The sequence below is a fragment of the Pseudactinotalea sp. Z1748 genome (genome assembly GCF_049725185.1).
Taxonomy (GTDB): domain Bacteria; phylum Actinomycetota; class Actinomycetes; order Actinomycetales; family Beutenbergiaceae; genus CALKWS01.
This window is the reverse complement of record NZ_JBMPQB010000001.1, coordinates 414,485-438,922: the sequence shown is the minus strand read 5'-3', so window position 1 is coordinate 438,922 and position 24,438 is coordinate 414,485. Positions and strand designations below refer to the sequence as shown.

Sequence of the window (24,438 nt, the reverse complement as noted above, 5' to 3'; positions counted from 1 at the left end):
TTTATGGCAGTCCACCCGCTACCGCACATCTCCCCCACCCAGGAGGTCTATGCCGCGCTGGATGGGTTGGTGGGGTTGGACCCACGTGGGTTGAACGCTGCAGGGCAAGGACAGTTGCTGGTGGATCTGAAGCGGATCGAGTCGCGGGTGCGGGCCTACAAGCTCAAAGTCCTCGCCGCCGCCGATCAGGCCAGGACCGCCCAGAGATCCGGTCATGCCGATACCGCCTCGTGGGCGGCCAAGCACACCAACGACGACGGACGCGAGACCAGCCGAGAGACCAAACTCGCCACCCGGCTCACCGATCGTCTCCCCACCCAGCGGGCCCTGGATGGAGGCGATATCTCTGCCGAGCATGCCGAGATCATCGTGGGCGCCGAAGAGAAACTCCCCGAAGGCCTCACCGCCGCGGAGCGGAACCGGGTCGAAGCGGACCTGGTCGACAAGGCCAAGCAGATACCCCCCTCAGCGCTGCGCCAACGCGCCCGGCGGCAACTGGAGGCGCTGAAGAGGGACCGCGAAACCGTCGACGCTCACGAAGAGGGCCAAATCGCCGATGAAGAAGCCCGCGCCCGGGCACAGACGCGCCTGACCCTGCGGGACAACCACGACGGCACCGTCACCGGACACTTCACCCTCCCGGTCTTCCACGGCCACCTGCTGCGCAAAATCATCCACACCATGACCGCACCCCGCCGCACCAACGGTCCCGCAGGCAACAGCAGCGACGACAGCACCGGCAACGCAGGCAGAGGTGGCGGGGCCTTCGGTAACGCCGGCGCGGGCCGTCAGGCCTTCGACAACACCGGTGCGGATGAGGACGCGCTCTTTGGTGCCGATGACGCCACCAGCAAAGGCCCCGGTCCCACCGCAGCAGGCACCCGCGCGGGTCCGGCCTCGCAGCCGGTCCCCGGACCGGGCACAGGACTGGGTGCAGAGGCACGCCGCGGCACGGGTGCGACCGACAGTTCGATAGAGGACCTGTCCGGGCTGCCCAACCCCGCCCGAGTAGCCCAAGGGCGGCGCACCGACTGGGCCAACACGCACGGCCTGGCCCTGGCCGAACTCATCGAACACCTACCCACCGACCACCTCAGCCCCAAAACCGCAGCCACGATCGTGGTCACCCTCGATGAGGACGTACTCCGCGGACGACTCGCAGCAGCCGGGTTGGACACCGGAGAAAAGATCTCCGCCGCCCAGGCCCGCCAGCTCGCCTGCAACTCCGGCCTCATCCCAACAGTCCTGAACGGAAAGTCGATCCCACTCGACCTGGGGCGCAGCAAACGACTCTTCACCGAAGCCCAACGCGCCGCCCTGACGGTTCGACACACCACCTGCGCGGCCGATGGATGCGCCCGGCCCTACTCCTGGTGCGAGTTGCACCACGGGACTCCCTGGGAAGACGGCGGACCCACCGACCTCGACAACGCGGTACCCCTATGCCACCGCCACCACCGAATGGCGCACGACCATCAGTACCATCAGCGCCGAACATCCACCGGGGCATACAGTTTCACCATGCGCCAATAGCGGCAGCGGGGGCAGTAGCGGCAGTGGGTCGCGCCCACGCGCCTACACCCACGCACGGGCACGTACGCGCACGCACGCACTACCGGTTGCCGCGTCATGCCTGCTTAGAGCCAGCGGCGTCCGGCCTACGGGAGCGTTCCCGCAAGCCGGTCGACGTCAGGCTTCGTCCTCGCGGCTCTGCGCGCCATCTGCATCGGTGTCGCCACTGCTGTCCGCAGCAACACCTTCGTCGTCGGCCTTGACCTCGACCGCCTCGACCGGCTCGGCCGGCTCGACGGGCTCAGCACCAGCAGCGCCGTCGTCGTCGGTCTTGGCCTCGGCCGGCCCGGCACTCCCGGCACTCCCGGCACCTTCGTCGTCGGTCTTGGCCTCGGCCGGCCCGGCACTCCCGGCACTCCCGGCACCTTCGTCGCCGGTCTTGGCCTCGACCGGCTCGGCCGGCTCGACGGGCTCAGCACCGGCAGAGCCGTCGTCGCCGGTCTTGGCCTCGACCGGCTCGGCCGGCTCGACGGGCTCAGCACCGGCAGCGCCGTCGTCGGCCGGCTTCTGCGCTGCGTCCGGCGCGCTGTCAGCGCTCTCCGCGGAGTCAGCGGGACTATCGGCCTGGCCATCAGACCCCTCCGGCTCATCGGCCTCGCGCTCGAGGGATACGACCACTTCCAGTTCCAGGTCGTTCAGGTGCGGATCGGACTGGGTCCACTCCCCACCCTGGCGGCGCACGTCGGTCTCCGAGTGCGCTCCGCAACCGTGGTCCAGGGAGACCACCTTGCCGTCATCGGGGGACCACTCATTCGCGCACACCCCGAACAGGGTGCCCAGCGACCCGGCCAGCGGAACCAGGAACCCGCAGGAGGCGCAGTCCGCCCCGGCTTTCCGGGACCCGCTGGTGTCCGGGCCGGCGGGGCCGTTGTACCAGCGGGTGGCGGCGGCATCCAGGGCCTTGCGGTTCATCACCCGGTCCCGGCCCAGACCCAACTCGCGGATCGCGACCCGGTCGGCCTCGGGATCCCCGGTGGCCACATACCCCCGCTCCAGACGCTCATCGTCGGGGTCGTAGGGCAATCGGTCGGTCGCGCTCAGGTCCCCCGGCGCCAGCCGGTCGGCCCACGGCACCCACTCCGGGGCCACCAGGGACCCCTCCCCTGGCAGCAACCCCACCTCGGCCACCGCGGGCGTACGCGAACGCGGGGCGCGGGTCAGGGTGACGAACCAGCGCCAGCCCACATACCCGGGGGCGGTGGTGGTGAAGTAATGGGTGCCCAGCCGCTCGCCCTCGAGTTCGAACCCGAGGTACTCGCCCAGGTCGGTCCCGGCTTCGCTGGCCACGGCCATCCGCGCCAGGTCCACGGCGCCGGCCAGCACGGCGTCCTTGTTCGGCTTGCGCACCGAACCGGTGCGGGCCGGGGCGGCGAAGGTCTCACGCGTCGAACTCATCGGCCACCACCCTCAAGAGTCTGGCCAGGTTCGCCGCTTCGGCCTTCTCCGGGTAGCGCCCACCGCGCAGGCGCCCGCCGGCCCGGTCCAGGGACCGGATCAGGTCCTCCACGATCACGGCCATGTCCTCCGCGGGGCGGCGCTTGGCGCGCACCACCGAGGGCCCGGAGTCCAGCACCTGCACCGACAGGGCCTGCAGGCCGCGCCGCCCGTCAGCCACCCCGAACTCCACCCGGGTGCCCGGGCGTGGCGTCTCGGCGTCGGCCGGTAGGGCCGAGGCGTGCAGGAAGACCTCTTGGCCGTCGTCGGAGGCGATGAAGCCGAACCCGCGATCAGCATCGAAAAACTTGACCTTGCCGGTGGGCACCTGGATCCCTGACTTTCTGTGCTGTGGTAACTGGGCAGGATCGAACCCGCCGGTATTCAATGGTCCCAGGGTAACGCCGCGCGTAGGCGGTTGACGAACTCAATGGGGCGCGAGGGCGGTGCGGGGCGGTCGAGGCGGCGCGGGCCGGCCGAGGCGGCGCGGTCGGTGGCGTCAGCGCGGCGCGGGGCGGCCGGTGCGGCCCTGACACTGCCCCCACGAACCGGAGCCGCACACTTACTAAGATGGTGCGGATGACCTCCCGCCCTGCCACGCCCGAGACGGTGCCTTCCGGTGCCGACCTTGCCGGCACCCTGCGAGGCTGGGACGACGCCGCCCTGGCGCACCTGCTGCGCACCCGCCCGGATCTGGCCACCCCACCGCCGTCGTCGATCACCGCGATGGCCACCCGCGCCGGCTCGCGCGCCTCCGTCACCCACGCGCTGGGGCAACTGGACCGCCCCACCCTGACCGTGGCCGAGGCGCTGGCCGTGATGAGCACGCCCTCCTCCCCCACCTCGGTGCGCGCACTCACCGGGGCGCTGGGGTTCGAGGCCGACGACGGCGTCGCGCACCTGCTCGACCGCGCCCTGGCGCTGGGGTCCCCGGAGGCGATCTGGCTGGTGGAGGGGGCCCGGGAGGTGCTGGCGTCGGCTCCGCTGGGTCTGGGCCCGCCGCTGCGCGCGCTCGGGCTGCGGGCCGCCGATGGATGGCCGACGACGAAGCCCGCCGTGACGGCGGCCCTCACCGGGGCGCCGGAGCCGGCGAAGCGGATCCTGACGGCACTGATGTGGGGGCCGGCGGTGGGATCCTTCGAGCAGGTGCCGCAGCCGGTGCACTGGTTGCTCGGCGCCAAACTCCTGCACCGGCTCTCCGACACCCAGGTGGTGCTGCCCCGGGAGGTGGCCCTGGCACTGCGCGGGGGCCGGTTGGTGCGCGAGGTGGCCACGGCCGCCCCGCTCGCGGAGGCCCCGGTGCGGGACGCATCGACGGTGGCGGCCGAGGCGGCCCGGGCCGGGGACTCGGTGCTGCAGCACCTGGACCGGTTGACCCGGGCTTGGGCGCAGGACCCGCCGCCGGTCTTGCGCACCGGTGGCGTGGGAGTGCGGGACGTGCGGGCCCTGGCCGGGGTGCTCGGCGCGGAGGTGGAACACGCGGCGCTGATCGCCGAACTGGCCGGGATGCTCGGCCTGGTGGGTCACCACCATGGTGGGGACGGCTCGTCCTGGGCACCGACGGCGGCGGGACTGGATCCCGAGCCCGACCCGGTGCAGGACCGGTGGGCACAGATGGTGTGGACGTGGCTGGAGTCGGCGCGCACCCCGTGGCTGGTGGGCACCCGGACCGACAAGGGCGTGCTGCGTGCGGCACTGGCCCCTGACCTGCAGCGCTCCTGGGCGCCGCAGTTACGTCGCCGGGTGCTCGAGGCGTTGGACCGGTGGCCGGCCGGGTCCGCCCCGGACGCCGCGGCCGTGCAGGAGCACCTGGCCTGGCACACCCCGCGTACGGCTCCGCCGGAAACCACGGTGGCCGCGGTGCTTGCCGAGGCGGCGGCCCTGGGACTGACCGGCGCCGGGGCATTGAGCGAACCCGGTCGGGTGTTACTGGCGGCGGAGGCAACGCCCGCCACGGTGGCCGAGGCCTTCGCCGCCGGCCTGCCCCCGCTGGTGGAGGAGATGTTCATCCAGGGCGACCTCACCGGGATCGTGCCCGGCCGGCCGGACCCGGCGCTGGCGCGGCTGCTGGAGGCCACCGCGCAGGTCGAATCGCGCGGCTCGGCGATGACGGTGCGGTTCACCCCGGGCTCGGTGCGCGCGGCCCTGGATGGTGGGTGGCTGCCCGAGCAGATCCTGACCGAGTTGGGTCGGTTCTCCCGCACCGGAGTGCCCCAGCCGTTGGAGTACCTGGTGCATGACACCGCCCGCACCCACGGGCAATTGCGGGTGGGCCGGGCCGCCTCGTTCCTGCGCGCCGGGCAGGACGGCGTGCTCACTGCGCTGGTGGGCGAGAAGGGCCTGGCTGACCTGGGGTTGCGGCTGCTGGCGCCCACGGTGGCGGTGGCCGAGGTGGGGCCGCAGGATTTGATCGAGGCGCTGCGCGCGGCCGGGCACTCGGCGCTGGCCGAGGGCCCCGACGGGCAGGTGGTGGCCCTGGGCAGCCGTCAGGTGCGGGCCAGCCGGGGGCTGCGGGGCGGCACCGGGTCTGCTGCGGGCAGCGGAGCGCGGGGCGGCAGTGGGTTGCGTGCCGGCAGCCGTGCGCGGGGCGGCAGTGGGTTGCGTGCCGGCAGCGGAGCGCGCGCCGGCAGCGGGGTTACCGCGGACGGCTCAGCCGGTGGCGGGATGCACGCCGGAGTTCCCGCGGGCACGGTGACGCACAGCGCTGCCGATGATCCCGATGCACTGGCTGAACTGATCGGTCAAATGCGCACCGGGGAAGAGCAGGCGCACCGCAGTGCCGGCAACGGTCACAGCCAGGACCCCGTCTACGCCTTGGAACTCCTGCGCCAGGCCGCCGCCGGGGGCACGCAGGTGGAACTGGTAATCGCCGGATCGGCCGGAGCGCCCGAGCACCGCCGGGTGCGCCCCTTGAGCGTGGCCGGCGGGCGGGTGCGGGTGCTCGATATGGTGAAACAGGCCGAGCTGACCGTGGCGGCCCACCGCATCGTCAGCGTCGCTACCCAGCCCGGCTGACGCCGTCGCCCACCACCTGCCGCCGCTACCCCTCCCCCTTTGCGCCGCCCTCCATCTGCCTGCGCCACCTCTCCATCTCCCTGAGATCGCGGCTTCTGCCTCGAGATCGCACCACCTGTTCGGTGCACTCGGTCCAGGTGCCGCGACCTCAGCAGCGGCGGGCCAGGTGCCGCGACCTCGGGGTAGCGATCAGCAGGCGGCGTGGGTCAGTGGCGGGGGCGGATGAAATGGGAGCGGGTGGCCTCGTCGAGGTTGCTGGTGGCCAGCCGCAGGCTCGGGCGGGTCATCTCCTGATGGTGGTCGTTCAGGAAGTCCACCAGAGCCTGCTCATCGACCGTGCCCACCTGGCGCAGCGCGGTGCCGACCGGCTTGGTCACCCATGGCGAGAGGTCGGCGACCAGCATCCGGGCCAGGGCCAGCGGGTCCTCCAGGTCACCGGAGCCGATCAGCCAGAACGCCGCGGTGATCGCGGTGCGGCGTTCCAGCGCCACCTCCGAGCGGGCCAGGTCGAACAGTGGCTGCCTGGACTTGTCCGACACGTAGGCCCCGACCACCCGCGGTGCGGCCCGGTCGATGAAGTCCCAGGCGGTGAGCAGATGGTGATTGTCCAGGTACACCTCGTACAGGGCGCGCCGGTCCTGCTCGCTCAGGCCCCGCCGTCGAGCCTTGAAATCCAGGATGGACACGCCCACCATCCGCACCTCGTACCACCGGGACGCCAGTAGATCCGGCACGGCGAACACCGGGAGGTCGGTGGCGGACTTGGCCAGGTCGAACACGTCCCGCATCCGCACCCCGACGGCTGCCAGCCCGCTATCGGGCGGCAGGCGCCGGGCGACCTTGTCCCGCTCGGCCGGTGAACTCGCCTCACGCAGGGCGGTGAAGATCTGCTCAACCGTGGCGGCGGTGCGCATCGGCTCGGAGCGGGCCGTGGCGGCGGAGCGGATCGACCCGGAGCGGGCCGTGCCGGTGCGCATCGGCTCGGAGCTGATCGGCTCGGCGCGAGCCCTGCCTGTGCCGGTGCTCCCAGTGGCGCTCATGCCGCGGCCAGCACCGCGCGCTCCAGCCGGGCGTAACTCATCTCCATGCCGTCGGTCATGCCGGTGGCCAGGATGGTGTCGCGCAGTTCGGCATTGTCGTAGGTGATGAGCAAGGTGATCAGGGTCCCACCGGTGACGGGGATGAGGGTCTGCTCGTTCAACGTGGGCGGGCCCTCCATGCCCTCCATCGCCTCGGTCTGCACCGCGCGGTGCGGTTCCTCGGCCTCCAGGAGTTCACCGGTGAGGGCGAAGCCAGGACTGCTGCCATCATCGGGGGCCCAGGCGTACCGGTAGGTCTGCCCGACCTCGGTAGCGACCTCACACGAGGTCATCGACCATCCGTCCGGTCCGAGCATCCAGCGCTTGAGCAACTCCGGGTCCTGATGGGCGTCCCAGACCTGCTGGGGTGTTCCGCGGATGATCCGGGAGAAGCGCACCTGGGTGTCGGAGAGGATCTGGGCCTGGACCGGTAGGTCCGCGGCGAAGGAGGCCAGATCAGCCACCACATCGTCGATCTGGCTCATCGCCGAACGCATACCCTCCTCCATGCCCATGGTGAGCATCCGCTCAAGGTCGTCGGCGGAGTTGAAGTAGGTGGTGGTGGTGCACCGGGACCCGGTGTCGGTCTCGGTGAACTCGTACACCATGCGCACGGCGGGCATATCCCGATCGGGGTTGCCATCCGAGCCGGTGAAGCCGTCCAGCACCTCGAAGGAGCGTCCTGGATCGACGGCAAGGAACTCCCAGTAGCCGCCGGACTGTTCGCCGTCCGGTCCGGTCATGTAGTAGCGGGAGAACCCACCCGGGGCCATGTCGTGGCGGGTGAAGGTGGCCGGCCAGGTGACCGGTCCCCAGAACTTCTCGATCTGACGGGCATCGGCGTAAGCGTCCCAGAGCCGCTGCACCGGCACCGTGAAGTCGGCGACGATCGTCATCTGCAGGGCTTCGATGTCCTTGTGGACGGTGGTGATAGGCATCGTTGGTGACCTTCCTCGGTCTGTCCTCGATAGGTGTTCCTCAGTTCTGCTCCAACAGCGCGTCGAGGCGATCGATGCGGCTGCGCCAGATCTGCTCGTAGTGGTCCAGGAGGGCCTGGGCCCGGCGGATCGTGGCGGGATTGCCGCGGACAAGTCGCTCGCGGCCCCTGGAGTGTTTGGTGACCAGTCCTGCCCGTTGCAGGACGGTGACGTGTTTCTGTACCGCTGCGAAGGACATCTCGTACTCAGCGGCCAGACGGGAGATGGAGAACTCCTCGACCAAGGTGCGCCGGACGATGTCACGCCGGGTGGTGTCGGCGAGGGCCTGGAAGATCCGGTCCACCTCGTCGTCGCTGAGTTCCAGTCGCTGCTGGTGATGTGCAACCATTTGGTTGTACGTTAGACCCGCGGAACGGTCTCGTCAAGGCCTAATTTCGGAACGAGGGTGCCGGGAATCGGCGACTGTCAGAACGGGCCGGTGCTGGCTTCGGATACCGGAACGAGCGGCTTCCAGAGAGCGGCCCGGTGCTGGCTTCGGATACCGGGAACGAGCGGCTTCCAGAGAGCGGCCCGGTGCTGGCTTCGGATACCGGGAACGAGCGGCTTCCAGAGCGGCCCGGTGCTGGCGTCGGGGATGCGGCAAATGACGCCCTCAGTATGGCCCGTGGGTACCGAACGGACCTGGCCGGGCGATGAGCACAAGCCGGCCGCTGCGCCCGTGGAAATGCGTTTGTGCACGTCAGGGCATTGCTTCACGGCAGGTTGGAGACGTACAGTGGAGAGTCCCTGACATCGTTGGGCTCTCCCACGCGTCGGTGAGCCTGCCAAGGAGACACCGTGCGTAAGTCATCTCGCCCCGCCGCCGTGCTCGCCGCTCTGGCGCTGGCGGCTACCGGTGCCGTGACGACCGCCGCTACCGCATCGGCCGATCTGGTTACCCGTTGCGTGGGCACCGCCGGCGAGGTCACCGTGCCAGGCGACCTGGTAGTCCCCTCGGGGCGCACCTGCATCCTGGAGGGCACCACCGTGACCGGGCAGGTGCGGGTGCAGTCCGGCGCGAACCTGGTGGTCACCGACGGCACCCTCCCCGACCGGGTGGTGGTGGCCTCCGACGCCTACTTCGACGCCACGGACACCGCCATCGGGGCGAATCTGACCAGCAACGGTGCCTACGGAGTGTTCCTGGAGGGCGCCCAGGTGGGCGGGCATGTGGTGGGCCGCGCCGGCGACGGCGATCCGGGCTTCCTGTACTCGATGAACACCGACGTGGAAGGCCGGATCGACGCCGTCGACGGAGCCGTCTACCTCGACTCCACCAGGGTGGGCCGATTCGTCAGCACCGAGGGCACCGTCTCGACCGACATCATCGACTCCACGATCGCCCGGGAACTGACCGTGGCCGACAACGCGGCGGGGGCACTGATCTGCGCCAGCGAGGTGGATGGCAACGCGAGCTATCTCGGCAACACCGCCGTGCAGGTGGGGGCCGGGGACGCGCTGGCCGAGTGCGACGAGGTGAACTACTTCGGCGCGGACCTGACCGTCTCGGGCAACACCGGAGGGGTGGCCGTGGCGGACAACATCATCCGCGGGGACCTGACGGGTGCGGACAACACCCCGGCCCCGGTGGGATCCGACAACCGGGTGCGCGGAGAACTGGGTGGCCAGTTCACCGATCTGCGCGCCGCCGGACCGAGCATCTCCGCCCAGGAGGACGCCCGCGCCGAGGTGGAGGGCTACCGAACCGGTGAGGAGATCCTGACCGAGCGCTCGGACAGGCGCGAGGCGGCCGTCAGCGAGGGCGAGCGCATCGGACCGGCCGGGTTCTGACGCGGACGACCGGCTGCCTGACGGGCACGTCAGGCGCGGACGGGTCCCGGGCGCGGGGGGCGCGGACTCGGACGGGCGCGGACTCGGACGGGCCGCGGCTTCGGCGTCGTATCCGCGCCATTAGGCTGGCCGGGACCTGACTCCGGTGATTGCTGAGGCCCTGATGAATCCGTTGGTCATCCATGTGACCGGTGCCCGCCCGAACTTCCCCAAAGCCGCACCTGTGCTGGCAGCCCTTGAAGCCCGGGGCGTGGAGCAACTCCTGGTGCACACCGGCCAGCACTACGACGAGCGGATGTCGGAGGTGTTCTTCCGGCAGTTGGGCATCCCCACCCCGGACGTGAACCTGGGCGTTGGGTCGGGCACGCACGCCAAGCAGACCGCGGCGATCATGGTGGCGATGGAGGACCTGCTCACCGAGCGCCAGCCCGCGATGGTGGTGGTCTACGGGGACGTGAACTCCACCGTGGGGGCGGCGCTGGTCGCGGCCAAACTCGGCATCCCGATCGCGCACGTGGAGGCCGGGCTGCGCAGTTTCGACCTGACCATGCCCGAGGAGATCAACCGGATCGTGACCGACCGGTTGGCGGACCTGCTGCTGGCCACCAGCCCCGACGCGATCGCCCACCTGGGCAACGAAGGGGTACACCCGGACAAGATCCACCTGGTGGGCAACCCGATGATCGACACGTTGCTGGCCAACCTGGACCGCTTCGACGCCGACGCCGCCCGGGCCTCCTTCGGGTTGGAGGGGCCCTACCTGGTGGGCACGCTGCACCGGCCGGGGAACGTGGACAACGACGACGACGTACGCCGGTTGGTCACGGCGCTGCACCAGGCAGCCGGGCTCGCCCCGATCGTGGTGCCGTTGCACCCGCGCGGGCGTCCGCGACTGGAGGCGGCCGGCATCCTGGACCACCCGGGGATCCGACTGGAGGAGCCGCTGGGGTACCTGGAGTTCATGGGCCTGGTGCGCGGCGCCGCCGCGGTGGTCACCGACTCCGGGGGCGTGCAGGAGGAGACCACCATCCTGGGCGTGCCGTGCCTGACGCTGCGCCCGAACACCGAACGCCCGGTCACCATCACCCATGGCACCAACGAACTGGTCACCACCGACACCCTCGCGGGGAAGGTGGAGCAGATCCTGGCCACCGGACCGCTGACCGAATGGCCTACCCCGCCGCTGTGGGACGGCAAGGCCGGTCAGCGCATCGCCGACGTCATCGCCGGGGTGCTGCCCGGCTGAGCACCGCGCGGCCGGGCGTGGTCACCGACCGGACCGGGCTACGCCGTCGTCGGCTCAGAGCCGGTATGCGCCGGGAGCGGTGACTTTTCCCTTGGTGTCGAAGAACCGTTTGGAGGCCTTGGCGAGGGCCTCGACGTCATACTCGGCGTGGTCCTGCACCAGAATCACCAGATCCGCCTGCGCCACCGCGACGTCCAGGTCCCCCACCCGCTGCAAGGCCTGACTGTTGGCGTTCCAGGTGACCACGTTCGGGTCGTGGAAGGACACCACCGCACCCTGGGCCTGCAGCGCCTTCGCCAGCGGTACGGCCGGGGATTCGCGTTGGTCGGCGATGTTGGGTTTGTAGGTCACCCCGAGCAGCAGCACGCTGGCCCCGCGCATGGCCAGGGCGTCCTCGTTCAAGATGTCCTGGGCCCGCCGGGCCACGTACCCCGGCATCGTGGCATTGATCTCCTGGGCCAACTCCACGAACCGGAACGGATACCCCAGCCGGGTCCGCACGTTATAGGACAGATAGTTCGGATCGATCGGGATGCAATGCCCACCCACCCCGGTGCCGGGATAGAAGGCCTGGAACCCGAACGGCTTGGTCTTGGCCATATCGATCACATTCCACAGATCGATATCGAGTTCGTGGGCGAACCGGGCCATCTCATTGACCAACGCGATATTGATGTGGCGGTAGGTGTTCTCCAACAACTTGGCCATCTCCGCCTCCCGCGGGCCCTTGGCCGGCACCACGGTGTCCACGAACCGCTCATAGAACCCCACCGCCGCCGCCGTACTCTCCGGGGTCAGGCCCCCCACCACCTTGGGAGTGTTCCGCATCCCGAAGCGCGCGTTGCCCGGGTCGATGCGCTCGGGGGAGAACGCCACATGGAAATCCACCCCGGCCCTCAAACCCGAACCCTCCTCCAACAACGGCACCAACACCTCATCGGTGGTGCCCGGGTAAGTGGTGGACTGCAAAATCACCGTCATCCCCGCCCGGAGCTGGCGCCCCACCGCCGCACCCGCCGCAACCACCGGCCCCAGATCCGGGCCACCATCAACCGACAACGGCGTCGGCACACAAATCACCGCGGTCTGAGCCCGCCCGATCACCGACTCATCGGTATCGGCCCGAAAACCCGCCTCCACCATCTGCGCCACATCGGCATCGGAGAGATCATCCACATGCGAACGCCCCGCGTTCAGACCCTGGACCACCTCCGCGCTGACATCAAAACCCAGCACGCTCAACCCCGAACGCACCGCCTCCTGCGCCAACGGCAAACCCACATAACCCAGGCCCAACACCACTGCGTCTGCGCTCACCGCGCCTCCTCATCCGCTCTGTCCCAGGCGGGTGCCCCACCTCGATTCCGCCCCACGGTAACGCGCCAATGCTGCTATTGGCACGCTCCGCGGCAGAGTGTGGCGGACCCGACGCCGGCGGGCCCGGGGATCAGTCCTGGAACTCCCACTCCCAGTAGTTCCAGAAGATGGTCGGCGCCAGCGGGATCGGGTCGATGTTCTGCAGGCGGGAGTCATACCCGGCGATCAACTCGTGCTGGAAGAGCACCGTGCCGAAGGCCTCCTCGACCAGGATCTGCTCAACCTCGGCGAGGATGTTGGCCTGCTCGGCCGCGTCGGTCTCCGAACTGAGCTCGTCGAAGAGTTCGTCGACGCGCTCGCTGGAGAACTCGCCGATGTTGTTGAACCCACCGGTGATGTAGTTCGCCGAGGAGGCCCCCACGGCGGTGGAGGTGGACTGCCAGCCGAACAGGGAGGCGTCGAACAGGCTGCTGTCGGTGAGCAGGGAACCCCAGTTGACGTCGCCGACGTCGACCAGTTCGAACAGGCCCTCGCGCTCCACCGATTCGCGCATCAGTTCGTAGATGTTGGAGCGGCGGGCGTTGTTCGGGTCGTACATCACCCGGACCGGCACCGGGGTCTGCACCCCGGCGTTCTCCAGCAACTCGGTCGCCGCGTCCAGGTCGGTCTCCACCGGCCAGGTCTGCGGCATCTGGTTGGTCTCGACCATCTGGTCGTAGTCCGGTGAGCCCGGCACCTGGGTGTAGGAGTGGCGCACCTCGGCCTCGGGGTACAGCGGCTGCACCTGGGTCTCCACGATCTCCTGGCGGGGGATCAGGTTCAGGAATGCGTTGCGCACATCCCGGGCGGTGTCGGCGTCGCCCCCGTAGGTCTCCGGGTCGAACGGGCCACCGTTGTCCACGGCCAGGGTGACGTGCTCATACGTGGGTCCATCACCGGTGTAGACCCCGACCAGGTCCCCCAGGTTCTCCAGAGCGGCCAGCGTGTCCGGGGTGGCCTGCGGCTGGACCAGGTGCACCTCCTGGTTCTGCAGGGCCTGGATGTGGCTCATCGGGTCACCGGAGATGGTGACGGTGATCTCCTGGATCGCAGCCGGCCGATCACCGGTGTAGTCCTGGTTCGCGGTCAGCGTCAGGTACTGGTCCCGCTGGAACTCGGTCATCAGGTACGCCCCGGAGGACAGGTACACCAGTTCGTCATCGGGCAGGGTGTCACCGAACTGGAAGCCGGTGTTCCAGAACGCGGCGATGGAGGACAGCGCCTCCACGTCGTTGTCCTGGATGGCGGCGATCACCGCGTCCTTGGCTTCCTGGGGGTCCTCGATGTCCAGGGCGCGCATGCCGACCACGTGCGCCGGCACGCCGACGTCGAAGTCGTACTCCCAGTCCACGTACGGCACCGAGTAGTCGAATGTGACGCCCTTGCCGTCGGCGATGATCTCGGGCACATCCTGGATCAGGCCGATGGTGCTGGCGCGGGTGCCGTTGAAGAACACCTCGTTCTCGGCGTCGAGGCGTTGGGCGGCCTCGTCCTGGACGGCCTGGTCGTAGTCGTCCTGGATCTCCTCGGGGATCTCCGGTTCGCCGTCGTCGCCCTCCTGCGCGTACTCATCGAACAGTTCGGCCTCAACCTGGGCGATCACCTCGTCGTCGTCCGCCAGGGTGTTGCGGTGGCCGGAGTGCGCCGCCCAGTAGAGCATCAGGTCGGCCGCGTCGACCTCCACCGGCTCGGGACCGCCGTACCAGTACGCCTCATCGGAGAGGATGAACTCCATCGTCATCCCCTCCTCGGTCTCGCTGACCATGTCGAAGGTGCCGAAGCCCTCGTTGCGCTGCAGTTCCAGGTCCTGGTCGAAGTACCGGAACGACTCGTTCATCAGGTACAGGATGTTGGCGTTGGCGGTGGCGTTCCCGGTGCGGGAGTCGTTGTTGTACTCATAGAAGGACTGGTTCCAGCCGATGGTCACCGAACTGTCCTGGGCCTCGCCGGTGGAGTCGGCGTCGTCGGTGTCCACCGGGTCTGCATCGGGGTCGTCCGCGGTTGCGCCGTTGCACGCGGCCAGCACAAGGGCGGTCGCAGCGGTTGCGGCAACTCCGGTCATCAGGCGCCTGGTCTTCACGATTCCTCCTCGGTGTCCACCATGGACACCGGGATCGTACACACCTTGGTGAGCCTCGCCGTCGTCCGTCCTACCAGGTAAGACGGCTACGGCGCCGGGGCGAACTCGCGGCGCAGCACCGGTCTCAGCAGCGCCACCGGTGGGGAGCCGTGCCGCAGCAACGCGTCGTGCAACCGGCCCTCTCCCCCGGGTACTCCGGCGGCGAAGGTGGCCCGGAGTTCGTGGAACATGTCCCGGCCCAGCACGTACGTGGAGGGGTAGGTGGGGTTGTCGTGGCGGGTGTAGCGGTCCACTTCCCCGGCGGCCATGTGGTGGTCCATCCCGGTGCGCTCGACGAGTAGCTGCACGGCGTCCTCGTGGGTGAGGCGGCCGGTGTGCAGGCCGGTGTCGATCACCAGGCGCAGGGAGCGCCACAACGTGTTCCGGCGGGCGAACAGGGCCTGGGTGCTCTGCCCGAACACCCGCTCCTGCAGGATGTCCTCCACATACAGCCCCCAGCCCTCCACGAACAGGGGCGTGCGGAAGAACCGCAGGAAGGAGTCCTCGGGCGTGCCGAGCACGTGGTGCACCGACTGCAGGTGGTGGCCCGGGTAGGTCTCATGGCCCACGATGGAGCGGATGAAGGTGGGGCAGTTGTCCCGCTCGTGCCCGGCCTGCCGTTCCGGGTTGGCATCCGGATCGGCCGGGGTGATGAGGAACTGGCTCACCATCGACGAGGCGTAGGGAGGAACGGTGCGCATCTCCCCCAGGGGCAGGCCCGCCCGGCGGAACTGTGGGAGCGGGGCAACCACGCACTCCTGGTCCGCCGGCACGCTGAGCAGGTCGTGCTCGAGGGTCTGCTGGATACTGGTCCGCACCTCGGCGCGGTAGGCGTTGACGAACTCGGGGCCGGGGGTGCGTTCGGCCTTGAGTTCCTCGATCTGCTCTTGCCAGGTTCGGCCCGGGTCCAGCACGGTGGCGAGTTCGGTCAGGCCCTGCTCGGCCTGGGTGACCTTGGCCCACCCGCGCTCCCAGATCTCATCCGGGCTCAGGTCCAGCAGGTGGTAATCGCGCAGCAGCCCGGTGAAGGACTCCTCCCCCACCGCCCAGGTACCGGCGCCGGCGGTGCTCAGCGCGTGGCAGTGTTCAGCGAAGGCGTCCATGGCGCGCAAGAGGGCCGTGCGCCGTCGATCCGCCTCCCCGGCCAGGTCGGTCGGCAGCGCCGCGGCCAGGTGCGCGAGTTCGTCCGCGATCAGGGTGCGCAGGCCGGCGACGGCGGGGATCGCCATGGTGGCCCAGCGGGACGGGACCAGTTCGGGCGTCAACGACTCGCGTCCGGCGTCCAGGAAGGCCGCGGCCTCCTCGAGCAGGTCGAGGTAGGCGGTGGCGTAGGCGTGATCGCCCAGGTGATCCGGATCCAGGGCCGTCAGCGCGTCACCGAGGACCTCGGCGTACCAGTAGGGCGCGCGCTGCCACGGGCGGGCCACCCGCAACTCGTGCAGCCGGTAGGCGACCTCGGCCTGCAGGCACCGCTCCTCGAGCCACTCCCGGGACCCTTCGGGGCTGAGCACCGGTTTCGCCCACGCGGCGATGGTCTGCTCCAGCCGTGTGTAGAAGGCGGGGTCGGTGGCGGGCAGCGCCAGCGTGGACCTGCCCGTCCGCGGGTCGAGCACGCCCACCTGGCGTGCGGTGGCCGGATCGGCCCGGACCAGGACGGTGGCGAACTCATGCACGGGCAAGCTCCTCCAAGGTCTGCTGCAGCGGTCCCAACCCCATCGGTCCCAGGGACAGGGCCTGCTGGTGGAAGCTGCGTTCGTCGAAACGGCCGGTGGCCATCGCGATACTGCGCGCGTCCTCCCACAACCTCGCGCCCATCGAGAACGCGAGCGCCTGGCCGGGCCAGCCGAGGTAGCGGACCACCTCGAACCGGGCGGTCTCGGTGTCACAGCCGGCGGCCTGGGTCAGGACCTGCACGCCCACGTCGGTGGTCCAGGTGCTGGCCTCGGTGAAGCCGTTCCCGGCGGGGATCTCATAGCCCAGGTGCAGGCCCATGTCGATCACGATCCGGGCCGCCCGCCACCGCTGGGCCAGCACCACGCCCAGTTGCTGGCCGGGATCGGCGATCAGGCCCCAGTCGCCGGCGCGCCCCTCGGTGTAGTGCGCCCACCCCTCGGCGTAGCCGTGGATGTGGCACAGGTAGCGCTGCCAGGGGTGCAGGGCCTGGGTGGACATGGTCATCACGTACTGCAGGTGGTGCCCCGGGACGCCCTCGTGGTGCACGGTGCTGACCTCTCGCCACACCGGCAGTTCGGTGGCACCGGTGGGGGTGGACCAGACCACCCGCCCGGGCCGGGTGCCGGCCGGGTCCGGAGGGGAGTAGTAGATCGAACCCGATCCGGGCGCGGCCAGCACCGCACCGCAGCGGGAGTCGGCGGGGATGTCGAAGATGGTGCCATCGAGGGTGTCGTGGGCGCGGGCGATGCGGTCCTCGACCCACTGCACCAGCGGCGGACCCACCTGCACGCGCCCGGAGGCGTCGGCGTCCAGCATCGCGGCCGCCTCGTCCATGCTGGAACAACCGAGCCGGGCGGCCAGTTGCTCGCCCTGGCGGGTGAGTTCGGCCAGCCGGTCCCACCCGAAGGCGTACGCCTCCTCCAGATCGATCTCCTTGCCGAGGAACGCCGTCGAGGTGGCGCGGTACAGGTGGGGGCCGGCGGCGTCGACCTCGCTGCCCCGGGCTGCGTGGACGTCCTCCAGCCAGGTGGCCAGTTCCACGCACGCCGCTCGCGCGGCGGCCAGTTCGGTCTCGGCGCGCGGCGCTGTCTCGGGGGTGAGCAACTGGCCCAACCGGTCATCCCGGGCCGGGTCGGCCCACCGGTGGAGCTGGTCGGCCAGGGTACGGGACTGCCGGGCCGCGACGACGTAACCACCGGCCGCGGCGTGGTCCAACCGCGCGGCGTAGGCCCGCAGTGCGTCCGGTACCCGGGCGAGGCCACCGATGAGCAGGTCGGCGTCGCCCGCAGCCGACTCCAGGCCCATCACCACCTCGTGCGCGGGTGAGGCGAGCGGGGCGACCAGGCCCGGGATGAAGCCACTGTCATGCAAGGCCATCTCACTGTGCAGCCGTTCACCCAGCGCGCGCCGCAGCACCCGGGCCGGCGCGGACTCCTCTGACTCCCCTGCCGGGCGCTGGTCCAACTGGCGCAGGCCATCGCGGGCCAGGGCTGCCCGTTGCTCGACCTCCTCCGGGCCGGGCGCCGCCCAGAGCTCATCGGTCTGCTGACCCATGGCCTGCGCGGCCCGCGGGTTGAGCGCGGTCAGACCGTCCACGTAGGAGTCCGCGACCTGGCCGGGGTGGCCCAGATCCGCCGTCACCGCATCCTGATGCACTGCTCACCACTCTCGTTGTCGATCACCGTGAAATTGTCGATCACCATGAAGCCCAGGTAGTTCACCCGCGGGCCAGTTCGCGGCGGACCATCGGCACCACCTCGCGACCGAGCAGGTCGATTCCGCCCGGGCCGGTGAGACCGTGCGGGGTGCCGAACTCCACCCGGGAGGCCCCGGCGTCAAGCAACTCCACGGTGCGGGCCGCCACCTGCTGCGGGGTGCCGCACAGGGCGAACTTCTCCAGCAGGTCATCCGGCAGCAGGGCGCCGGCCTCGTCGTGCTTGCCCGCCTGCAGCAGGTCGTGCAGTCGCTGCAGCAACACTGGGTCAACCTGCACCGTCCGGTCCAGGCCGGCCACCACGTCCACGTACATGGCCACCTCGCGACGGGCCAGGGCCCGGGCGGCCTCGCCGTCGTCGTCGACCACCGTGACGGCGCCGGCGACGATGCCCACCGCACCGGGGCCGCGACCGGCGGCGGTGGAGGCCTCATCGAGCCAGGTGCGCATCAGGGCGACCATGGCCGGGTTGACCGAGCCGCCGATCTTGACCTCCTGGGCCATCTCACCGGCGAGGGCGGCGCCGCGCGGGCCCCAGACTCCCAGCAGGACGTCCACGTCGGCGGCGACCGGTTCGTAGTGCAGTCGCTGGCCGGCCGGCAGGGAGTACACGGCGCCGCTGTAGCCGCTGTCATCACCGCAGAGCAGCCGGCGCACGATGGTGATGGTGTCCCGCAGCGCCGCCAGCGGGCGCGGCGTGGGCACGCCGGCCTCGCGCAGCCAGGCGCCCCGGACCAGGCCCAGGTAGGCGTTGCCGGCGGCGGCATCGAGCAGCGTGGCGCTCTGCCCGGCGATCTCCAGGGGGTGGGTCAGGTAGGGGTTCATGCAGGCTGCGCCCAGCCGCAGCCCGGGGGCGTGGGCCGCCGCGGTGAGCAGCGCGGGCAGCGGTGGCTGGAACCCCAGGTCGGCATAGACGGATAAGCCATCGAAGCCGAGGTCGCGCACCTGGGTGGCCAGGGCCCGGTAGTCGGCGATGGTCTTGTCCGTCTGCAGGGCCACGGTCAGGGCGGTCACGTCAGTTCCTCCGTGGGGATGCTGGAGTGGCCGATGCGCTCGATGCGCATGATCAGGCGTTCGTCGGGGTCGGGGCAGGCGACCAGGGAGTCCGAGGCGAGCCAGTCGCCGTCCTGCAGGGCCCGCTGCTTGGCCGGCAGCAGGGGCAGCACGGAGGCCAGGGCGTACATGCAGAAGTGCTGGCCCTCGGGGATGCGCAACTGGGAGGAGCGGGTGATCTCCACGTAGTCACCGGGGGTGAGCCCGCACACCGAGCGCCCCTCGATGCGGTCCACGATCACGCGCAGGTCGGCGGTTTCGGTTCGGGGGGTGTCCGGGCCGGGTGCGGGTTGGTCGGACGGGTCCTGGTCCGCAGCGTTCTGGCCAGGTGCGTTCTGATCAGTCATGGCGCAGTCCTGGTGGGTGCCGCGGTCCTGGTGAGGGGGCGCAGGAGGCCGCGGTCATCACGGACGGGCCGGCCGGCCTGGACGACGGCGTGCATGCCGCGCAGCGCCGAGACGCCCCGGGTGGGGTCCTCATCCAGGAGGATCAGGTCGGCCGCGGCGCCGGGGGCGATCTGTCCGATGGCTCCTTCGGCGTCGAGCCACTGTGCGGCCCAGGAGGTCGCCGAGCGCAGCACGTCCACGTCCGCCATACCGGCCTCGGCCATGAACTCCATCTCCCGCACGGTGGCGGTGGTGCCGTCGTAGTCGGCCTGGGGTGGCATGTCGGTGCCCATCGCGATGCGGACGCCGGCGGTCAGGGCGTGCTGCAGACTCTCCCAGTGCCGCGGGCCGGCGGCCAGGGCGCGTGCGCGCATCCACTCCGGCACGCCGTTGTCGATGAAGAACTGCTCGCAGCGGCTCACGGTGATGGTGGGCACGTACCAGCAGCCGTTCCGGGCCATCAGGTCGCACACCTCGGGCGTGAGCTCGTACCCGTGCTCCACGCAGTCCAGGCCGAGTTCGACCGCGCGGGTGATCACCGCGGCGGTGCCGGCGTGGGCGGTCACCTTGCGGCCCCAGTCGTGGGCGGTGCTGATGACGGCGGTCATCTCCTCTTCGGTCAGTTGCGGGGTGTCGATCGCTTCGTGCTCGCCGGCGATCCCGCCGGTGAGGCAGACCTTGATCAGGTCCGCACCGGCCCGCAGTTGCTCGCGGGTGGTGCGGCGGAACCCGTCGGCGCCGTCGGCCTCCAGCCCGTCGGCGTCGTGGCCGTGCCCGCCGGTGCAGCACAGCGCGTGCCCGGCGGTGTAGATGCGCGGGCCCGGCACGGTGCCGGTGGCGATGGCCTGGCGCAGGGAGAAGTCGAGGTAGTCCTTCTCACCGACCAGGCGCACCGTGGTGACACCTGCCTGCAAGGTGGCCGCGGCGTTGCCGGCCATCAGCAGTGCGCGGGCGGCGTCGTCGGAGGACTTCGCCAGTTCCTGCATCGGGCCCGGCAGCGCCAGGCCGAGGTGCACATGCATGTTGATCAGCCCGGGCAGCGCCACCGCACCGTCGGCGTCCACCACGGCCGCGCCGTCGGGACGGTCGATACTGCCGGCCGGTCCCACGGCATCGATGCGCCCGTGGGCTCCGAGATGGATCTCCTGGCCCGTGCGACTGGTCGCGTCCACGCCGTCCCAGAGCGTTACGTTGGTCAGGACCGCAGGAGTGCTCATCGCGTGCACCCGCCTCCCACACCCTCGGGGCATTCGCTCGGCACGTCGTCTCCTCTTCCCGGCCCCGGGGTTGCGCTGGACAGCGGCGGGCAGGGCCTGGCCGACATTCGACCACAACCTCACCCGGGTGTACATTTCCCGGCCGGTCCCTTCCAAGCGCCCCGGCCGGCGCGGGGTCACGAGGACGAGTAACTGCGCACCGGATCCACGAGACTGTGTCGGATCGACGAGCGGCTCACATCGAAGTCGGGCCCGTGGGCGATGTAACGCGGGGCGTACCACGATGGATCTCCCGCGGACGCCGGGGAGCGAGTGATCCGCCCCTGCGCCGAGGTCACCAGGAGGAAGCCTGCCGCCACGTCCCATGGCTTCGCGATGAGCTCGCTGGTGACGTCAGCGCGACCCGCGGCGACGTAGGCCAGACCCAGTGCTGCCGAGCCGAGCCGGCGCACGGTGCGAAAGGAAGCGAGCGCCAACTCATAGTCAGCCAATTCACTTCTATCGACAACACCGCCTTCATACGGCCAGGAACTGATCAGCAGGGCATCACGATCCCGAGCAGTCGAGGTGGCTCGCACCGGGTTCCCGTTCAACAGGCTGGAGGCGCCGGTCGCGGAGAAGGTCTCTTCCCGTTCTGGGTCATGCACCACCCCGGCCACGACCCGGTCAGAGATGGTGAGGGCCAGGCTCACGCAATAGAACGGGACTCCGGAAGCGAAGTTGCTGGTGCCATCGATCGGGTCGATATAGCACACAACCTCGCCGACTCCACCGCTGACCCCTTCCTCCTCCCCAACTATTCGCACTCCGGGCAGGGCCGCTTCGATGCGCCGCCGGATCTTCTTCTCCACGATCCGATCGTGCATCGTGACCAGGTCGCTACGGCCGCTCTTGACCTCTACATCCACGGGAGTCCCGAACACGCTTCGCAGATAGTCACCGGCCTCCCTTGCGATCTCGGTGAGAACCTCAACGAGGAGGGACGGGTCCGAAGTATTGCGAGGTTCGGATGGATCTGTCAGGTCCCGTGCCGAGTCGCTCACACCAGGAACTCCTCGTCCTTGCCCATGAATTTGAAGAGCAACACGATCGGTACCAAACTGACCACGATAAGCACCGTGCCTACCACGGAGGCGCTGGCGAAGTTGCCCTGCAGGACCTGCGCGAATACCTCCACCGGCATCGTGCGGGTGGCCCCGGAGTACAGGATCACCGTTGAGTTGAATTCCCGCACCACCGTGGCGAAGGTGAGCAGGGCTCCGGACATCACCGCCGGCGCGACCATCGGTACGGTGACCTTCCAGAACGTCTTCGCCGGAGCCACGCCCAGGTTGACCGAGGCCTCCTCGGTCTGCGTGCCGATCTGGCTCAGCATGCCCGAGATCGATCTGATCGAATAGGGCAACCGCCGAATGAAGTAGGCCAGGATCAAGATCGTCGCGGTGCCGGCCAGGAAGAAGGGGGAACCCCCAAAGGTCACGCTCAGCGCGATACCCAGCACCACCCCGGCGACGGCGTAGGGAACCATGGAGAAGAAGTCCAAGGCGCCGACCAACTTGTTCCGGCGCCTGGCCACGACGTAAGCGATCAGGCCTCCGGCGACCACGCAGAGCACCGTGGCGATGCTGGAGAAGACCAGGGTGTTGACCAGTGATCGTGGCAGCCGAACGGCACTGGCGTAGTTCTCGAAGGTGAGGGACGCCGTGAGCAAGGGGCCCCTGGTTTGGAGGAACGAGGAAACAACGATCGTCAGCAGGGGCAAGCACGCGGCGAGCACCACGGTGTACACGTAGGCCGTGGCCAGTGCGCGACGCCATCCGGTGAGCCGGCGCGGCTGCAGAGGGCGAACGGTCTCCTGGCCAAAGGAGCGTCGACGGGCGTACCAGCGCTGCAGCACCAGAGCCCCGATCGTCACCACCAGCATGATCAGCGACAGAGCGCTGGCCACGGCGGGATTCCCGCCGTGCTCGTTGATGAACTCGGTGTAGATGAGGGAGGCCAGGACCCGATAATTCTCTCCGACGATCATCGGTGTGCCGAAGTCAGAGAAGGAGGTCACGAAGACCAGGAGAGCACCCGTGGAGATCGCCGGGACGATGAGCGGCAATACTGCGCTGAACACCACGCGCAATGGCCGGTAGCCGAGGTTTGTGGCCGCATCTTCAATACTCTGATCGACGGTCTTCAAGCCCGCGCTGACCATGAGGAAGATGAACGGCATCGCTTGCAGGGTGAAAACCAGGATGATGCCGCGCATCCCGTAGATGGTTGGCATGTTGATCCCGAGGGATGCCAGCCCTCCGGTGATCACGCCGTTGCGGCCCAAGAGCAGGATCCAGGCATACGCGCCGATGAAGGGCGGAGAGACGAAGGTGAGCACGATCGCGGCGCGCACGAGGAGTTTGCCTGGAATATTGAAACGGGTGACCAGATAGGCCAGCGGTGTCCCGACAACGGTGGCCAGCACCGTCGCAACAGTACTGACGACGAGACTGTTGATCAGCGTCTGGTAGTAGTAGCCGTACCGGAAGAAGTCCAGATAGGTCTGCAGGACCGTGTCACCAGGAACGTCGGTCATCGAGGACAGGATCATCCGACCCAGAGGGATGATCAGCAGGCCAATGAACAGGATCAAGCCACCGATGGTGACGCTTGACCAGAAGGTCAGCCGCCCGCGAAGCGGGGACGCCACTGCGCTCATAGTTCGGCCTTCTCGTCGCTCCCGGGAAAGGTCAGCACACGGCTGGGGTCGATGTGAAACATGATTTCGTCGCCGACGCTGACCTTGCCGAGTCCGTGGGCGTAGCGCTGAATCATGACAGGTCGTTCGAGGCCGCAATCAACCATGAACTGCACCGAGGCACCAAGGTAGGAGCGGGAAACGATCGTGCCGCGCAAGCCGTTGGCTCCGTGCCGTGCCTCGACGATCTGCATGTCATGCGGGCGCATACCGACCCAGACCGGGCCCGTCAACGCCTCGTTGGCGACAGTGAGCGACGACCCGTTCGCTAGTTGCACCACGGTCTGACGATCCACCTGTTCGGCGATTCCCCGGAGGAACGTGCCCTCCCCGATGAACTCGGCGACCCCGCGCGAGGCAGGGGCGTCGTAGATTTCATCGGGCGTGCCAACCTGCATCACCTTGCCGGCACTCATCACCGCGATCCGGTCGGACAGGGTGAGCGCTTCCTCCTGGTCGTGAGTGACGTAGATCGTGGTGATGCCCAGGTCTTCCTGCAGGCGCCGCAGATCATTGCGTAGTCGCACCCGCAACTTGGCGTCCAGGTTCGCCAGCGGCTCGTCCATGAGCAAGACACTCGGGCGGATGGCAATCGCGCGGGCAATGACCACCCGCTGCTGTTGACCGCCGGAGAGTTGCTTGGGTTGGCGCTTCTCGTAACCGGTGAGGTCGACCATCGACAACGCCTCGCGAACCCGCTCATCGGCCTCCGACCCCACGATCTTGCGGGGCTTGAGGCCGTAGGCCACGTTGTCCCAGACATTCAGGTGTGGGAACACGGCGTAGTTCTGGAAGACCATCCCGGTGTCGCGTCGATGCGCCGGAATGGCGTCGACGATCTTTCCGGCCAGTTCGATGCTTCCCTGGGTTTGACGGTTGAAGCCTGCAATGGCGCGTAGCAGGGTTGTCTTCCCGCAACCTGATGGGCCCAGCAGCGTGAAGAACTCTCCGCTACGGATCCTCAGATCGACCTGGGACACGGCGACCACGTCGCCGAATTTGATGGTGACATCACTAAGTTCGACGCCAGCGGCGTCGGTGGTGCGTGCGGACACGGTGGGCTCC

The 24,438-nt window shown here is 69.3% G+C and carries 19 protein-coding genes; 4 read left to right on the top strand and 15 right to left on the bottom strand.

Annotation, left to right across the window (positions count from 1 at the left end; genetic code table 11):
• Positions 1-3: 3 nt before the first annotated feature.
• Complete coding sequence (locus tag ACO0LU_RS02100) at positions 4-1,533, top strand: DUF222 domain-containing protein (protein ID WP_424789771.1); 1,530 nt, start codon at positions 4-6, stop codon at positions 1,531-1,533.
• A 156-nt stretch (positions 1,534-1,689) separates the two neighbouring features.
• Here the strand turns inward: ACO0LU_RS02100 and ACO0LU_RS02095 are convergent, their stop codons facing one another.
• Both ACO0LU_RS02095 and ACO0LU_RS02090 read right to left on the bottom strand, forming a co-directional pair.
• A complete protein-coding gene (locus tag ACO0LU_RS02095; protein WP_424789770.1) occupies positions 1,690-2,967 on the bottom strand; it encodes a DUF3027 domain-containing protein in 1,278 nt (425 codons plus the stop codon).
• Complete coding sequence (locus ACO0LU_RS02090) at positions 2,951-3,334, bottom strand: cold-shock protein (protein WP_424789085.1); 384 nt, start codon at positions 3,332-3,334, stop codon at positions 2,951-2,953. Before ACO0LU_RS02090 ends, ACO0LU_RS02095 begins: the two co-directional genes overlap by 17 nt.
• 251 nt (positions 3,335-3,585) lie before the next feature.
• Between ACO0LU_RS02090 and ACO0LU_RS02085 the strand changes: the two genes are divergently transcribed.
• A complete protein-coding gene (locus ACO0LU_RS02085; RefSeq protein WP_424789769.1) occupies positions 3,586-6,021 on the top strand; it encodes a helicase-associated domain-containing protein in 2,436 nt (811 codons plus the stop codon).
• Positions 6,022-6,227: 206 nt separating this feature from the next.
• Here the strand turns inward: ACO0LU_RS02085 and ACO0LU_RS02080 are convergent, their stop codons facing one another.
• The 3 genes from ACO0LU_RS02080 to ACO0LU_RS02070 are packed head-to-tail and all read right to left on the bottom strand — an operon-like array spanning position 6,228 to position 8,426.
• On the bottom strand, positions 6,228-7,061 hold the full coding sequence (locus tag ACO0LU_RS02080) for a DNA alkylation repair protein (protein ID WP_424789768.1): 834 nt from the start codon (positions 7,059-7,061) through the stop codon (positions 6,228-6,230).
• Positions 7,058-8,038, bottom strand: coding sequence for an SRPBCC family protein (locus tag ACO0LU_RS02075; RefSeq protein ID WP_424789767.1), 981 nt, complete (start codon positions 8,036-8,038; stop codon positions 7,058-7,060). Before ACO0LU_RS02075 ends, ACO0LU_RS02080 begins: the two co-directional genes overlap by 4 nt.
• A gap of 40 nt (positions 8,039-8,078) precedes the next feature.
• Positions 8,079-8,426, bottom strand: coding sequence for an ArsR/SmtB family transcription factor (locus tag ACO0LU_RS02070; protein ID WP_424789766.1), 348 nt, complete (start codon positions 8,424-8,426; stop codon positions 8,079-8,081).
• Positions 8,427-8,875: 449 nt separating this feature from the next.
• Here ACO0LU_RS02070 and ACO0LU_RS02065 point away from each other — a divergent pair, with 449 nt between their 5' ends.
• Together ACO0LU_RS02065 and wecB are read left to right on the top strand one after the other, a co-directional pair.
• The gene (locus ACO0LU_RS02065; RefSeq protein WP_424789765.1) at positions 8,876-9,868 is read left to right on the top strand and encodes a hypothetical protein; all 993 of its coding nucleotides are present in this window, start codon (positions 8,876-8,878) and stop codon (positions 9,866-9,868) included.
• A 163-nt stretch (positions 9,869-10,031) separates the two neighbouring features.
• A complete protein-coding gene (wecB, locus tag ACO0LU_RS02060; protein ID WP_424789764.1) occupies positions 10,032-11,114 on the top strand; it encodes a non-hydrolyzing UDP-N-acetylglucosamine 2-epimerase in 1,083 nt (360 codons plus the stop codon).
• Positions 11,115-11,168: 54 nt separating this feature from the next.
• Here wecB and ACO0LU_RS02055 read toward each other — a convergent pair whose 3' ends face one another.
• From ACO0LU_RS02055 to ACO0LU_RS02010, 10 genes are all read right to left on the bottom strand, one after another.
• Positions 11,169-12,431 (bottom strand): nucleotide sugar dehydrogenase, encoded by a 1,263-nt coding sequence (locus tag ACO0LU_RS02055; RefSeq protein WP_424789763.1) that lies wholly within the window; start codon positions 12,429-12,431, stop codon positions 11,169-11,171.
• A gap of 130 nt (positions 12,432-12,561) precedes the next feature.
• A complete protein-coding gene (locus ACO0LU_RS02050) occupies positions 12,562-14,550 on the bottom strand; it encodes an ABC transporter substrate-binding protein (protein WP_424789762.1) in 1,989 nt (662 codons plus the stop codon).
• A gap of 86 nt (positions 14,551-14,636) precedes the next feature.
• Complete coding sequence (locus tag ACO0LU_RS02045) at positions 14,637-16,262, bottom strand: DUF885 family protein (protein ID WP_424789761.1); 1,626 nt, start codon at positions 16,260-16,262, stop codon at positions 14,637-14,639.
• A complete protein-coding gene (locus ACO0LU_RS02040) occupies positions 16,255-17,904 on the bottom strand; it encodes a DUF885 domain-containing protein (RefSeq protein WP_424789760.1) in 1,650 nt (549 codons plus the stop codon). The genes ACO0LU_RS02045 and ACO0LU_RS02040 overlap by 8 nt, the downstream gene beginning before the upstream one ends.
• 76 nt (positions 17,905-17,980) lie before the next feature.
• A complete protein-coding gene (locus ACO0LU_RS02035; protein WP_424789759.1) occupies positions 17,981-18,991 on the bottom strand; it encodes an LLM class flavin-dependent oxidoreductase in 1,011 nt (336 codons plus the stop codon).
• On the bottom strand, positions 18,988-19,377 hold the full coding sequence (locus tag ACO0LU_RS02030) for a TIGR04076 family protein (protein WP_424789758.1): 390 nt from the start codon (positions 19,375-19,377) through the stop codon (positions 18,988-18,990). The genes ACO0LU_RS02035 and ACO0LU_RS02030 overlap by 4 nt, the downstream gene beginning before the upstream one ends.
• On the bottom strand, positions 19,374-20,633 hold the full coding sequence (locus ACO0LU_RS02025) for an amidohydrolase family protein (RefSeq protein WP_424789757.1): 1,260 nt from the start codon (positions 20,631-20,633) through the stop codon (positions 19,374-19,376). The genes ACO0LU_RS02030 and ACO0LU_RS02025 overlap by 4 nt, the downstream gene beginning before the upstream one ends.
• Before the next feature lie 176 nt (positions 20,634-20,809).
• Complete coding sequence (locus ACO0LU_RS02020) at positions 20,810-21,676, bottom strand: inositol monophosphatase family protein (protein ID WP_424789756.1); 867 nt, start codon at positions 21,674-21,676, stop codon at positions 20,810-20,812.
• Entirely contained in the window at positions 21,673-23,334 is a 1,662-nt protein-coding gene (locus ACO0LU_RS02015; RefSeq protein WP_424789755.1) for an ABC transporter permease, read from the bottom strand. Before ACO0LU_RS02015 ends, ACO0LU_RS02020 begins: the two co-directional genes overlap by 4 nt.
• Positions 23,331-24,428: an ABC transporter ATP-binding protein gene (locus ACO0LU_RS02010; protein WP_424789754.1), complete on the bottom strand. Its 1,098-nt coding sequence runs from the start codon at positions 24,426-24,428 to the stop codon at positions 23,331-23,333. Before ACO0LU_RS02010 ends, ACO0LU_RS02015 begins: the two co-directional genes overlap by 4 nt.
• Between the last annotated feature and the right edge of the window lie 10 nt (positions 24,429-24,438).

Coding starts and splice junctions, on each gene's coding strand:
- ACO0LU_RS02075 (WP_424789767.1), bottom strand. CDS start 8,038: ATGCCTATCACCACCGTCCACAAGGACATCGAAGCCCTGCAGATGACG.
- ACO0LU_RS02095 (WP_424789770.1), bottom strand. CDS start 2,967: ATGAGTTCGACGCGTGAGACCTTCGCCGCCCCGGCCCGCACCGGTTCG.
- ACO0LU_RS02015 (WP_424789755.1), bottom strand. CDS start 23,334: ATGAGCGCAGTGGCGTCCCCGCTTCGCGGGCGGCTGACCTTCTGGTCA.
- ACO0LU_RS02070 (WP_424789766.1), bottom strand. CDS start 8,426: ATGGTTGCACATCACCAGCAGCGACTGGAACTCAGCGACGACGAGGTG.
- ACO0LU_RS02030 (WP_424789758.1), bottom strand. CDS start 19,377: ATGACTGATCAGAACGCACCTGGCCAGAACGCTGCGGACCAGGACCCG.
- ACO0LU_RS02100 (WP_424789771.1), top strand. CDS start 4: ATGGCAGTCCACCCGCTACCGCACATCTCCCCCACCCAGGAGGTCTAT.
- ACO0LU_RS02085 (WP_424789769.1), top strand. CDS start 3,586: ATGACCTCCCGCCCTGCCACGCCCGAGACGGTGCCTTCCGGTGCCGAC.
- ACO0LU_RS02025 (WP_424789757.1), bottom strand. CDS start 20,633: ATGAGCACTCCTGCGGTCCTGACCAACGTAACGCTCTGGGACGGCGTG.
- wecB (WP_424789764.1), top strand. CDS start 10,032: ATGAATCCGTTGGTCATCCATGTGACCGGTGCCCGCCCGAACTTCCCC.
- ACO0LU_RS02080 (WP_424789768.1), bottom strand. CDS start 7,061: ATGAGCGCCACTGGGAGCACCGGCACAGGCAGGGCTCGCGCCGAGCCG.